Here is a 12,412-nt window from a genome sequence, read left to right as displayed (position 1 = left end):
GTACCGTGCCTATAATCACGAGGGAACCTTCCCCTGCTCCGACGACGTGGACTTTACGGTGTCGGCGGAAGTGCCTGGTTTAGCGCCGTCGGATCCACCGCTGGCGCTTCCCCCGCCAGCCGCGGGGCCGGCGGAACCCATCGGTCGAGGGTCGCCTCCAGGGCGGCGGGGTCGACGGGTTTGGTGAGGTAGTCGTCCATGCCGGCAGCGAGGCACCGCTCACGGTCTTCGTCCAGGGCGCCTGCGGTCATAGCAATGATGGGCAGATGCCCCGTCACCTCGCCCTTGCGGATGGTCCTGGTGGCCTCAATACCGTCCATCACCGGCATGTGGCAGTCCATGAGCACGGCCGCGTAGGAGACGGCTGCAATGGCCGAGACGGCTTCCGCCCCGTCGGGCACAACGTCAACCAGGTAGCCCAGTCTTTTCACCATCTCCCGGGCAACGAGCTGGTTCACCTCGTTGTCCTCCACTACCAGTACGCGTCCCCGGGAAGGGATGCTCTGCTTCTCCGGCACACCACGGGCCGAAAGCCGTTCGGCCACCTGCGTTCCTCCCCTCAGCCGCAGAAGACGGTCGTAGAGTTCAGAACTGCGCACCGGTTTCATCAACCATTCACGGACACCCGCAGCTGCCAGCTCAGCCGGATCCATCTGCGGCGTTGACGTCAGCATAATCAGGGAGGTAGGAGCCAGAACTCCGTCGGCGCTGATGGCCCGCGCCAGCTCCAGCCCGTCCATCTCCGGCATGCACATATCCAGTACGACGACGTCGAAGGGCCGTCCGGCGAAGGCCGCATCCCGGCACCGGTCCAGGGCAGCGCGCGCATCGCCGACGGTGTCCGGGTCCATGTTCCACGTCCTGAGCTGGGACTCCAGCACCAGCCTGTTGGTCGCGTTGTCATCCACAACCAGGACCCTGACTCCGGTCAGCAGATCCGGGAAGCGGACCGCCGCCTCGTCGATGCCCCCGGCGTCCACCGCGGGCTGCAACGGGAGCACAATCCAGAAGGTGCTGCCCTCACCTGGAGCGCTGGTCAGCCCGATTTCCCCGCCCATCATTTCGGTCAGCCGCCGCGAGATCGCCAGCCCCAAACCGCTCCCGCCGTACCGGCGCGTGGTGGAGGAATCGGCCTGGGAAAAGGACTCGAACAGGCGCAGATGATCTTCTGGCTCAACTCCGATCCCGGTGTCACGGACTTCAAACCGCACCGCAGGCCCACGGGGATGAAGGTCAACGGGCTGCACGCGAACGGACACTTCCCCGGTCGGCGTGAACTTTACGGCGTTGGAGGCAAGATTGAGCAGGACCTGCCGGATGCGTCCGACGTCTCCGGACAGCCGCGCCGGCACCTCCGGGCGGCAGTAGGCGATGAGTTCCAGTCCTTTGGCGCGGGCGGACTCGCTCACCAGGCCCGCCACCTCCTCCACCAGAAGCCGCGGATCAAAGGCTGCGATGTCCAGATCGACCTTCCCGGCCTCCAGCTTGGACAGATCCAAGATGTCGTTGATCAGGGCCAGCAGCACCTCGCCCGCGCCCCTCACCCCTTCGGCATACCGGCGCTGCGTCTCATCCAGCGGGGTCTCCAGCAACAAAGCGGTCAGGCCGATGACGCCGTTCATCGGTGTCCGGATCTCATGGCTCATCGTCGCCAGGAATTCGGACTTCAACCGGCTCGATTCAAGCGCCGCCTCCCGCGCAGCCAGGAGCTCTGCCGCTGCGAGCCGTTGTCCGGTGACGTCGCGGACAATCTGCGCCATCCCGCGCACGCCCCCGCCTTCGGCCCGGATGGGTGAAATAGTCACGGAAACGGGGACCGTCGTCCCGTCTTTGCGCACGCGCTCCGCCTCGAAACTCCGCGCTACACCGCGCTCCCGGACATCAGCGAGCAACGCCTCCTCGCTCAGGCGGAGATGATCCGGAATCAGGAACTGGACGTCCCGGCCTGCCACCTCGTCCGCACCATACCCGTACAGCCGTTCGGCGCCCTGATTCCAGCTGGTGATCACACCCTCCGGGGTGATGCCGATGATCGCGTCGACAGAGGAACTAACGATCGCGCCGAGACCCTCCAGCTCTGCGATGGCGTCACGGGCCCGGTCCTGTGCACGCCGGCGGGCCGTGATATCACGGAAGCTCCAGACCCGGCCGACAATGTCATCCCCCACCCGTTGGGGCCGGGAGTAGCGCTCAAACGTCCGGCCATCACGGAATTCCAGCACATCCAGGCTCTCCGCTCCCGGATCGGCATACAGCTCTTGGACCTTGCGCATGAAGCTGCCCGGATCGGAGAGCTGGTCCAGGACGAAACCGATCAGTTTGCCGTCGTCATGGGAATCCAGCAGATCCGCCGGGATGCCCCACAACGCGGCGAACCGTTCATTGGAACCGGCAATCCTCCCGTCGGCAGTCACCACCAGGATGCCGTCGGCGGTGGATTCCAGGGTGGCGCCGAGCAGCGAAAGGGCATCCCGCAGCTCGCTGTCGGTGCGGCGGCGTTCGCTCACGTCCCGGACGGAGGCGACGATGTCCGCGCCCGGACCGTCCCCGAGAGCGGCGGCGCTGATTTCGATGGGGAACTCGGTCCCGTCGCGGTGCACGCCGAACAGGCCCAGGCCGGTCCCCATCCGGAGTATCCGCTGCCCGGAGGCGAAATCATCACTGGTGCCGGCAAACTGGCCTTCGAACTGCTGGGGCAGGAGCATCCCGTAATGCCTGTCCAGCAACTCGTCCCGCCGGTAACCAAAGAGCTGTTCCGTCTGGTTATTGACGAAGACAATAGAACCGTCCGCACCGACCCTTAGCAGTGCATCCGGCGCCGCCTAGACCAGCTCCTGGTAGAAATCCGCATGATCGTTTCCCTTGACTGCCTGTTCCATTTCAGCCCCCAACAAACGTCGACGGCCTTCGCCGCCGCGCACCCGGTCGGCCGGACGGGCCTCCCCACACACAGCTTATCCGCCAGCCCCGGATGCGCCCTAGAGGCTGGACAGCGACGTCGCTCCCGCGGCCCCTGATCCTGGAGTCAGCCTGCGCCGTGAAACCCCGTCCCGTGCCCGATTGACAGCCCGTGTGACCCGTGCCATATTTTAAGCATGAACCTGTCAGACAGCCGGATAGCAGGACAGCCTGCGGAATCCCCCGGCGAGCAGTCCCTCCGAGCCCAGCCCTTGGCCCGGCTCAGCGCTGCCGAAGCGGTGTTCAACGCCATCCGCGCCGACATCGAGTCCGGCAGGGCGGCCGTGGGCGGCAAGCTCAGCTCCGAAGCCACCCTCGCCCAGCAGTACGGGGTCAGCCGCTCCGTCATCCGCGAGGCCCTCCGTTCCTGCACCGCCCTGGGCCTCACCGTCACCAAAACCGGCAAGGGCACCTTCGTGGTGGCCGACAAGGTGGCCAATGACCTAACGCTGGGCCAATACTCCGCCCGGGACCTCACCGAAGCCCGGCCGCACATCGAGGTACCCGCCGCCGGACTCGCCGCCCAGCGCCGCACCGACGAACAGCTGGAAACGCTCCGGCACATCGTGGACGCCATGACCGCGGAAACAGACCCCGAATCCTGGGTTTCCCTGGACTCCAGCTTCCACGCCGCCATCGCCCGCGCCAGCCGCAACAGGGTGTTCGCCAGCGTGGTCGGGGACATCCGGGGCGCCCTGGCGCACCAGTCCGAAACGCTCAACATGGTGGCGGACCGCCAGCACGCCTCGGACGTGGAACACCAGCGGATCCTCGCCGCCATCGAGGCCGGCTCCGCGGACGAAGCCAGCGCCGCCATGGCCGCGCACCTGCACGCCGTGGGCGTCGCGCTCGATTCCATCCTCAACCAGTAACCGCCACCCAAGGACCCCATGCCAGCCCCTGCCATTCCCGCTGCCCTGCCGGCTCCCTTCGACGCAATGGACGGCCAGTTATCCAGCGGTCTCCCGCAGCACGCCGCCCTGGCCGTGGCCACCCGCGACCGCCTGGTGGAGAGCATCCACTACGGCTCGGTCATCGCCACCGCGCCGGACGGCTCCACCCTGGCAGCGGCCGGCGATCCGCTGGCCCCCTTCTACCCGCGCTCCTCGCTCAAGCCGCTGCAGGCCGTGGCCCTGGTCCGTGCCGGCCTGGACCTCCCGGCCGGCCTCCTGGCGCTGACCGCGGCCAGCCACTCCGGCGCCGCCAGGCACCGCGACGGGGCCCTGCGCATCCTTGAACTCCACGGCCTGGCCCCCAGCGACCTGGAGAACAGCACCGACCTCCCGTACGGCGCCACCGAGCGCGAGGAATGGCTGCGTTCCGGCGGGCACGCCACCCGGCTCACGCAGAACTGCTCCGGCAAGCACGCCGCCATGGCCGCCACCTGCGTCATCAACGGCTGGCCGGTCAAGGGCTACCTGGACCCGTCCCATCCGCTGCAGCAGCTGATCGCCAGCACCGTCGCCGAGCTGACCGGCGAGGCGCCGCTGGCCCTCAGCACGGACGGCTGCGGCACCCCGCTCTTCGCCCTGACCCTCCGGGGCATGGCCCGCGCATTCGGGCGCATCGCCGCCGCCAGCAACAGCGCCGCCGGCAACACCGCCAAGAGCACCTCCGACGGCGGCGGGCACGCGCCACTGACCGCGGAAGCCGCCGTCGGCCTGGCCATGCAGCAGCACCCCGACATGGTGGCCGGTGAGCGCCGGGACGTCACCGAACTGATGCGCCTGTCCCCCGGCATAGTGGCGAAGGACGGCTTTGAAGGCGTGCAGCTGGTGGGCCTGCCGGACGGCCGCGCCATCGCGGTAAAGATCTCCGACGGCGGCGACCGCGCCAGGATGCCCGTCACCGTCCGCATGCTGGAGGCGCTCGGCGTGGACACCGCGCCGCTCGCAGGGATCGGCACCGCGCCCGTCCTGGGCGGCGGCCATCGGGTCGGCCTGCTGCAGGCCACCGATTTCCTGTCCACGCCCGTCAACGAAGCCCTGTGAGGACCCCCATGACCACTGCCAACAAGGCCACCACGTCAGCCGCCGGCACCAACGCGGCCGGCACCTCGGCCGCAACCCGCTCCGAGCATGACCTGCTGGGCGACCGTGACCTCCCCGCCGCAGCCTACTGGGGTGTCCACACGCTCCGCGCCGTGGAAAACTTCCCCATCACCGGGCAGCCGCTGTCCTCCAACATGCACCTGGTCCGGGGACTGGCCGCCGTGAAGCTTGCCGCCGCCCGCACCAACCGCGAACTGGGACTGCTGGACGCCGAACGCGGCCAGGCGATCGAGCAGGCGTGCACCGACGTGATGAACGGCCAGCTCAGCGACCAGTTTGTGGTGGACGTGATCCAGGGCGGCGCCGGGACGTCGTCGAACATGAACGCGAACGAGGTCATCGCCAACCGCGCCCTCGAAATCCTCGGCCACCCCAAAGGCGAATACGCCCGCCTGCACCCCAACGACCACGTCAACCTCAGCCAGTCCACCAACGACGTCTACCCCACCGCCGTGAAACTGGGCACCATCTTCGCCGGCCGGGAACTGCTGGACGCACTGGCCGAACTCGAAGAGGCCTTCGCCGCCAAAGCACTGGAATTCCGCACCGTGGTGAAGATGGGCCGCACCCAGCTGCAGGACGCCGTCCCCATGACGCTGGGCCAGGAGTTCGGCACCTACGCCATCACCATCGGCGAGGACCGGCTGCGCCTGGCCGAGGCGGAGCTGCTCATCCACGAAATCAACCTCGGCGCCACCGCCATCGGCACTGGCCTGAACGCCCCCGCCGGCTATGCCGAGGCAGCCTGCCGGCACCTGGCCGAGGTCACCGGCCTCCCCCTGGTCACCGCCGTCGACCTCATCGAAGCCACCCAGGACGTGGGCGCCTTCGTGCACCTCTCCGGCGTGCTCAAGCGCGTGGCCGTGAAACTCTCCAAGATCTGCAACGACCTCCGCCTGCTCTCCTCCGGCCCGCGCGCCGGCTTCGGCGAGATCAATTTGCCGGCCGTCCAGTCCGGCTCCTCCATCATGCCCGGCAAGATCAACCCGGTAATCCCCGAAGTGGTCAGCCAGGTGGCCTACGAGGTCATCGGCAACGACGTCACCATCACCATGGCCGCCGAAGCCGGGCAGCTCCAACTCAACGCCTTCGAACCCATCATCGTCCACAGCCTCCACAAGAGCATCTCCCACCTGGAAGCCGCCTGCCGCACCCTCACGGCACGCTGCGTCCGGGACATCACCGCCAACACCGAACACCTCCGCATCACCGTGGAACAGTCAATCGGCCTGGTCACAGCCCTCAACCCCCACCTCGGCTACACCACCGCCACCGCCATCGCCCAGGAGGCTCTCGCCACCGGCAAGGGTGTGGCCGAACTCGTGCTCGAGCATGGCCTGCTCACCGCCGCCCAGCTCCAGGAACTCCTCAGTCCTGAGCGCCTGGCGAATCTCAGCAAATAGTCCCTACCCGCCCGCCCAACCACCCCCAAAGGACACCGCATGACAACTCCCCAACAGGACACTGCCCAAAAGCAGGTCGTCACGGACCACACGGTGCCGCCCCAGGCGCACGCCTCTGAATCGGCGCTGCATGCCGAGGACAAGGGTTACCACAAGAACCTCAAACCGCGGCAGATCCAGATGATCGCCATCGGCGGGGCGATCGGCACCGGCCTGTTCCTCGGCGCCGGCGGCCGCCTCAACGCCGCTGGCCCATCACTCGTCATCGCCTACGCCGTCTGCGGCTTCTTCGCGTTCCTCATCCTGCGGGCCCTGGGCGAACTGGTCCTGCACCGCCCCTCATCAGGCTCGTTCGTCTCCTACGCCCGCGAATTCTTCGGCGAGAAAGCGGCGTTCGTCTCCGGCTGGTTCTACTGGATCAACTGGGCCACCACCACCATCGTGGACATCACCGCCGCCGCACTCTACATGAACTTCTTCGGCAACTACATCCCCTGGATGGCCGAAGTACCGCAGTGGGCCTGGGCCCTCATCGCCCTGGTAGTGGTGCTCTGCCTGAACCTCGTCTCCGTAAAGGTGTTCGGCGAGATGGAATTCTGGTTCGCCCTGATCAAGGTCGCCGCACTGGTGGTCTTCCTCGTGGTGGGCACCTACTTCGTCATCTTCGGCACCCCCGTCGACGGCCAGCCCGTGGGCCTGAGCCTCCTCTCGGACAACGGCGGTATCTTCCCCAACGGCCTGCTCCCCATGATCATCCTGATGCAAGGCGTCCTGTTCGCCTACGCCTCCATTGAACTCGTCGGCACCGCCGCCGGCGAGACCGAAAACCCGGAAAAGATCATGCCCAAGGCCATCAACTCCGTAGTGTTCCGGATCGCGGTCTTCTACGTCGGCTCCGTCATCCTGCTCGCCCTCCTGCTGCCCTATACGTCCTACGAAAAGGGCGTCAGCCCCTTCGTGACATTCTTCGGCTCCATCGGCATCCAGGGCGTGGACGTCATCATGAACCTGGTGGTCCTCACCGCCGCGCTCTCCTCCCTCAACGCCGGCCTATACTCCACCGGCCGCATACTCCGCTCCATGTCCGTGAACGGCTCCGCCCCGAAATTCGCAGGCCGCATGAACAAAGCCGGCGTCCCCTACGGCGGCATCGCCATCACCGCCGGAGTGTCCCTCCTCGGCGTCCCGCTGAACTACCTCGTACCCGCACAGGCCTTCGAAATCGTGCTGAACGTCGCGTCCGTGGGCATCGTCATGACCTGGGCAACCATTGTGCTCTGCCAGATCCAGCTCCAACGCTGGGCGAACAAAGGCTGGCTCAAACGCCCCTCCTTCCGGATGTTCGGCGCCCCGTACACCGGCTACCTCTCACTGCTCTTCCTCGCGAGCGTCCTGGTGATGGTCTTCATCGACTCACCCCTCACCATGCTCGTCACCGCCATCGCCTCCGCACTCATGGTGGCCGGCTGGTACGCCTGCCGCCAACGAATCCGTGAGATCGCCGAAACCCGCGAAGGCTTCACCGGCACCGCCCCCGTCATCGCAAACCCGCCCGCGGAGTCCTTCAAGAAGTAACGCCCTGCCGGCCAGCTGGCCGTGACGTCCGACGGCGGCACCTGGGTTCTGTTTCCACGGAACCCGGGTGCCGCCGCCGTCGTCACTTCCGCAGTCCTCTTGACGCCTGACAGGCGCAGGTCTAACGTCGGCCGCATCCTGCTGTTTCAACGTCGAACCCAGTTAAGGAGCATCAGTATCATGCCGGAATTCATGGACGTTCATCGCAACATGGTCGGAATCACCCAGGAAGCTTTGCAAGCAGCCCACGACGCCGATCTCGCCATTCAAAGCGACGAGAGCGTTGACTTCAAATCTGCCTGGGCAGATCCCGAGTCAGGTTTGGTTTACTGCCTGTCCGAGGCCCCCTCAGAGGAAGCTGTACGGCGTATCCACGAGCGCGCGGGCCACCCCGCCGACGAGGTCCACCCCGTTCCGATCAAGGTCTGATCAGGCAGCAGAGTACGACGGCGGCACCTGGGTTCTGTGGACACGGAACCCAGGTGCCGCCGTCGTACTTTTTGTAATGCAACGCTCCCGCAACCCTTCGCCGAGGGCTGATCGCCTATGCTCAGCAGAGCGCCTCACAGCGCCTTTTGCAGTTCGACGACGAAGCTCAATGACCCGTTCAATGACGCACCACCCGGGAGACACGGCATGACCAACTGGCGCATCAGGGATTTCCATTCAGCAGACCTGGACGGGATCCTGCACCTCTGGGAGTCGCTCAAGGCCACTGATGTGGAGCCCGTCTATGCCCTCTCCGAGGTGCTGGCATCCTGCGAGAAAGACCACGCGGTGGTGGCGGTGCAGGGCGATCAGGTGGTGGGCGCCGCCGTCGGACGCGCCGCGCATGACCAGGGCTGGATCGTCTTCCTGGCCACTCTCCCTGAATATCGCGGGCGCGGGATCGGCACGTCACTGCTCGCCGCCGTCGAAAACCGCATGGCCCCGCATGGGCTCAACAAGCTCTCCGCGCTGATGCCGGAAGCGGAGACCCGGGTGGAGGCGTTCCTCAGCCGCGGCTTCGCGCTCAAGAAGAACCTGCGTTATTTCGAGCGGACCATCCCCGTCCAGCGTCAGGAGCTCGGCGCGTTGGGCCAGTTGGGCGGCCGGATCCTGGCCCGGGACTTGTGGGAGAACGTGGCCGGCATGCGCAAGGAAAAGGAACTCCTGGAGCGCCGGCTGGTCCTGCCCCTCGCGGAGGCCGACCTCGCCGATGAATACGGTGTGGTGCCGCCGCGTGCCGTGGTGCTGTTCGGTCCTCCCGGCACCGGCAAGACCACGTTTGCGAAGGCCATCGCGTCCCGGCTCGAGTGGCCGTTCGTGGAGGTTTTCCCGTCCCGTCTGGCCTCAGATCCCAAGGGCCTCGCCGGCGCCCTGCGCGAAACATTCCTCGAGATCGCGGAGCTGGAGCACTGCGTGGTGTTCATCGACGAGGTGGAAGAGATCGCCTCCCAGCGCTCGGGTGAACCGCCGTCGCCCCTGCAGGGCGTCACCAACGAGCTCCTGAAGATCATCCCGGCGTTCCGCGAACAGCCCGGCCGCCTGCTGGTTTGCGCCACGAACTTCATCCGCGCGCTGGACACCGCCTTCCTGCGCCACGGCCGGTTCGACTACGTCATCCCCATCGGCCTCCCGGACCGCCAGGCCCGCGAAGCCATGTGGCAGCGCTTCATCCCGGCCGCCGTGGTGGACGATGTGGATGTGGAGCTCCTGGTGGAACGGACCGAGGGCTTCTCCCCAGCGGACATTGAGTACGCCGCCCGCAGCGCCTCCCAGCGCGCGCTGGAAAAGGCAGTGTACGACGACGGCGGCGCGGCTTCCGCGGGCAGCGTTTCAGTCCGCGAGGCGGTCCGGAAGGGGCCTTGCACCGAGGACTACCTCGACGCGATCGGCGATACCCGGACCACCGTGAGCCAGGAGGTCCACGAGCAGTTCCTCGAGGACATCGACGCACTGGGGCGGGTCTAGACCCAATGCCATTTACTTTGTGATTTTGGGTGTTTTTTTGAGTGGCCAGTTGGACATGATGTCAGCGAAGTTTTCCACATAGGCATTGGGTGTGCGTCAGGAATATAGGTCATCGCTTTTGAGTCCGTGACGGGGCTAATCTGGTTGTGAATATAACAACCAGATGAGGAGTGGCAATGGTGAACCGATCCTTGGAAGAGCTGGAGGCGGAGCGTGCCGGGCTCTATGGGCAGCTGGCCGCGACTGGTGATTTCCGCCGGGGCAGTGTCAGTGAGAACTACCGGCGGTGCGGGAAGCCCAATTGTGCGTGTGCCCTGCCGGGCCATCCCGGGCATGGGCCGAGGCAGTTGTGGACGCGCACGGGCCCGGGCGGCAAGAGGAGGGGCCGGCAGCTGGCGGCAATTGAGGTGGAGAAGGTCCGTGCCGAGCTGGACGCCTATGCCCGGTTCGCCACTTTGACGGAGGCGATCGTGGAGGTCAACGAGGCGATCTGCGAGGCCCGCCCGGTCACGGCAGTCCCGGCCGCGGGGTCGCCGCCGGGAGCGGGCCTGTTTGAGGACCCCGCCGCGACAGACGGGGAAAAAGGGGGCTCTTAAGCCGGATCCGGGACGACTTCACCACTGAGGTTGAGTCCCTGGCGGCGCTGGCAGCCCGCGGCGTGGGCGGCGTCGCCGGTGGGGGACTGCCGGTGTTGGAAGAGGCGATTCGTGCGGCCATGACCGCGTTGGGCGCTTCGCTGTTGGAGGGCCTGCTCGCTGCCGACCCCGGCCACCGCGGGCCCCGCATCGCGTGCGGGGCCGGGCATGTGGCCGAGTTCATCTCCTACCGTGCCAAGGCCATCGATACCGTGCTCGGTCCGATCCGCCTGCAGCGGGCGTATTACCACTGCAGGGTATGCCGGGCAGGGGTGGTGCCCCGCGATGCCGAACTCGATCTCTGCAGGGAATCCCTTTCGGGCGGGTTACGGGCGATGATCGCCGCCACCGGCGCCGCTGTTCCCTTCGCGCAAGCTGCGACCTTGATCAAGGACCTGGCCGGGATCACCCTGAGCACCAAACGGGTCGAACGTGCCGCCGAGGCGGTCGGTGCCACCGCAGCCGCCGCCTTGGACGCGGATACCGTCGCGGTACTGGCTGGCCAGGTGGTGCCCCTGCCGCCATCAGTGCCAGCACCGGAGATTTTGTACATCGCCGTGGATGGGACCGGGGTGCCGATGACGCCAGCCGAAACGGCCGGACGGCCCGGCAAGGGCCCGGACGGCCGGGCCCGTACCCGTGAGGCGAAACTGGCCTGCCTGTTCACCCAAACCGGCCTCGATGATGACGGCCGGCCGGTGCGGGATCCGGACTCAACGAGCTATCTGGCCACCCTGGAACCGGTGGAAAAATTCTCGGATCTGGTCGCCGCCGAGGGCCGCCGGCGCGGTTCCGAGCACATCCGTCAGCTCGTCATGCTCGGCGACGGGGCGCATTGGATCTGGAATCTGGCCACCGCCCGTTTCCCCGAAGCCACCCAAATCGTCGACCTCTTCCACGCCCGAGAACACCTGCATGAACTCGCCGACCTGCTCGCGTTCATCATCACCGAGGACCCGAACGGCTGGTACCAGGCCCGGCGTACCGAACTGGACAACGGTGATATTGAAACCATCGTTAAGGCCGCCATGGGTCTATCCGCTCGTCGGACCCAGAGCCACCCAACGCACCAAGGCGCTGGCCTACTTCCAAACCAATGCCCACCGCATGCGCTACGCCCGCTTCCGCCGCCTGGGTATGTTCGTCGGCTCCGGCACCGTCGAAGCCGGCTGCAAAGCCGTCGTGGGCCAACGCCTCAAACTCTCCGGCATGCGCTGGTCCGGCCCCGGCGCCACCAGCATCATCACCCTGCGCTGCCAAAACGCCAGCACCCACCAGGCCACCGCAGCCTGAGCGCCACCAACAGCCCTGAAACCGCCACCACGAACAACTACCTACAAATCTGACGCACACCCATAGGCATTCACCCGCGCGGTCTTTGTCAGACCCTGCTGGGATGCTTTGAGTATGGATAGCAGAGCAGCTGTGGCGACGGCGGAGGCCCTTTCGACGTCCTTCGCAGGGCTGGCTTCTGCGATCCNTGGTTTCCTGGACGGGCTGGCCGAGATCTCGCGGTTGGACGCGAAAAGTGCCGCCCTGAAGGCCTGGCTGGCTGCCGGTTACGGCGCCGCTGCCGAGGCCCTGGCGGGTCCGGCCGAGTCGCCGCAGGACAACACAGGTCAGGAGATGGCTGTCGTCGCTGAGGTCGCTTGCGCCCTGACGGTGAGTGAACGCAGTGCCGGTGCCCTGCTCGCCGAATCCCACGTACTGACCACGGCCTTGCCGCTGACGTTCGCGGCATTGCAGGCCGGGACGATTTCGTGGCAGCACGCCCGGATCATGGTCGACGAAACCACCAACCTTGACCTCACCGGGGCGCAGGCGTTGGAGGCACATT

At 66.6% G+C, this 12,412-nt stretch carries 10 protein-coding genes and 1 pseudogene; 9 read left to right on the top strand and 2 right to left on the bottom strand.

Features of this window, described 5'->3' with window-relative positions; genetic code table 11:
• Window positions 1-53 precede the first annotated feature (53 nt).
• Both ACX80X_RS17165 and ACX80X_RS17160 read right to left on the bottom strand, forming a co-directional pair.
• Window positions 54-2,273: a PAS domain-containing hybrid sensor histidine kinase/response regulator gene (locus ACX80X_RS17165; RefSeq protein ID WP_459312855.1), complete on the bottom strand. Its 2,220-nt coding sequence runs from the start codon at window positions 2,271-2,273 to the stop codon at window positions 54-56.
• Window positions 2,274-2,486: 213 nt separating this feature from the next.
• Window positions 2,487-2,810: pseudogene (locus ACX80X_RS17160) on the bottom strand (PAS domain S-box protein); the annotation flags it as partial.
• A 285-nt stretch (window positions 2,811-3,095) separates the two neighbouring features.
• Here ACX80X_RS17160 and ACX80X_RS17155 point away from each other — a divergent pair.
• The 9 genes from ACX80X_RS17155 to ACX80X_RS17115 all read left to right on the top strand — a co-directional run.
• On the top strand, window positions 3,096-3,830 hold the full coding sequence (locus ACX80X_RS17155; RefSeq protein WP_252599602.1) for a FadR/GntR family transcriptional regulator: 735 nt from the start codon (window positions 3,096-3,098) through the stop codon (window positions 3,828-3,830).
• 18 nt (window positions 3,831-3,848) lie between these two features.
• Entirely contained in the window at window positions 3,849-4,949 is a 1,101-nt protein-coding gene (locus ACX80X_RS17150; RefSeq protein WP_459312810.1) for an asparaginase, read from the top strand.
• A gap of 8 nt (window positions 4,950-4,957) precedes the next feature.
• Window positions 4,958-6,412 carry an aspartate ammonia-lyase gene (locus tag ACX80X_RS17145; RefSeq protein WP_252611120.1) on the top strand — a complete coding sequence of 485 codons (1,455 nt, stop codon included), beginning with the start codon at window positions 4,958-4,960 and terminating at the stop codon, window positions 6,410-6,412.
• Between the two features lie 39 nt (window positions 6,413-6,451).
• Window positions 6,452-7,987 carry an amino acid permease gene (locus tag ACX80X_RS17140; RefSeq protein WP_459312808.1) on the top strand — a complete coding sequence of 512 codons (1,536 nt, stop codon included), beginning with the start codon at window positions 6,452-6,454 and terminating at the stop codon, window positions 7,985-7,987.
• 180 nt (window positions 7,988-8,167) lie between these two features.
• A complete protein-coding gene (locus ACX80X_RS17135; RefSeq protein WP_252564463.1) occupies window positions 8,168-8,416 on the top strand; it encodes an SCO4226 family nickel-binding protein in 249 nt (82 codons plus the stop codon).
• Window positions 8,417-8,623: 207 nt separating this feature from the next.
• Entirely contained in the window at window positions 8,624-9,940 is a 1,317-nt protein-coding gene (locus tag ACX80X_RS17130; protein WP_252599605.1) for an ATP-binding protein, read from the top strand.
• 176 nt (window positions 9,941-10,116) lie between these two features.
• The gene (locus ACX80X_RS17125) at window positions 10,117-10,536 is read left to right on the top strand and encodes a DUF6788 family protein (protein WP_459312806.1); all 420 of its coding nucleotides are present in this window, start codon (window positions 10,117-10,119) and stop codon (window positions 10,534-10,536) included.
• Window positions 10,537-10,598: 62 nt separating this feature from the next.
• Window positions 10,599-11,921 (top strand): hypothetical protein, encoded by a 1,323-nt coding sequence (locus ACX80X_RS17120; RefSeq protein ID WP_459312804.1) that lies wholly within the window; start codon window positions 10,599-10,601, stop codon window positions 11,919-11,921.
• A gap of 61 nt (window positions 11,922-11,982) precedes the next feature.
• Window positions 11,983-12,412, top strand: a 430-nt coding sequence (locus tag ACX80X_RS17115; RefSeq protein ID WP_459312802.1) for a DUF222 domain-containing protein, incomplete at its 3' end; no start/stop codon positions are given.

This window comes from Pseudarthrobacter sp. MDT3-1, assembly GCF_054510755.1.
This window is presented reverse-complemented; position numbering and strand designations above follow the sequence as displayed.

What these genes read in the sequence shown, in the direction of transcription:
- ACX80X_RS17165 (WP_459312855.1), bottom strand. Translation starts at nt 2,273, where the DNA reads ATGCGCAAGGTCCAAGAGCTGTATGCCGATCCGGGAGCGGAGAGCCTG.
- ACX80X_RS17145 (WP_252611120.1), top strand. Translation starts at nt 4,958, where the DNA reads ATGACCACTGCCAACAAGGCCACCACGTCAGCCGCCGGCACCAACGCG.
- ACX80X_RS17135 (WP_252564463.1), top strand. Translation starts at nt 8,168, where the DNA reads ATGCCGGAATTCATGGACGTTCATCGCAACATGGTCGGAATCACCCAG.
- ACX80X_RS17130 (WP_252599605.1), top strand. Translation starts at nt 8,624, where the DNA reads ATGACCAACTGGCGCATCAGGGATTTCCATTCAGCAGACCTGGACGGG.
- ACX80X_RS17125 (WP_459312806.1), top strand. Translation starts at nt 10,117, where the DNA reads ATGGTGAACCGATCCTTGGAAGAGCTGGAGGCGGAGCGTGCCGGGCTC.
- ACX80X_RS17155 (WP_252599602.1), top strand. Translation starts at nt 3,096, where the DNA reads ATGAACCTGTCAGACAGCCGGATAGCAGGACAGCCTGCGGAATCCCCC.
- ACX80X_RS17140 (WP_459312808.1), top strand. Translation starts at nt 6,452, where the DNA reads ATGACAACTCCCCAACAGGACACTGCCCAAAAGCAGGTCGTCACGGAC.
- ACX80X_RS17150 (WP_459312810.1), top strand. Translation starts at nt 3,849, where the DNA reads ATGCCAGCCCCTGCCATTCCCGCTGCCCTGCCGGCTCCCTTCGACGCA.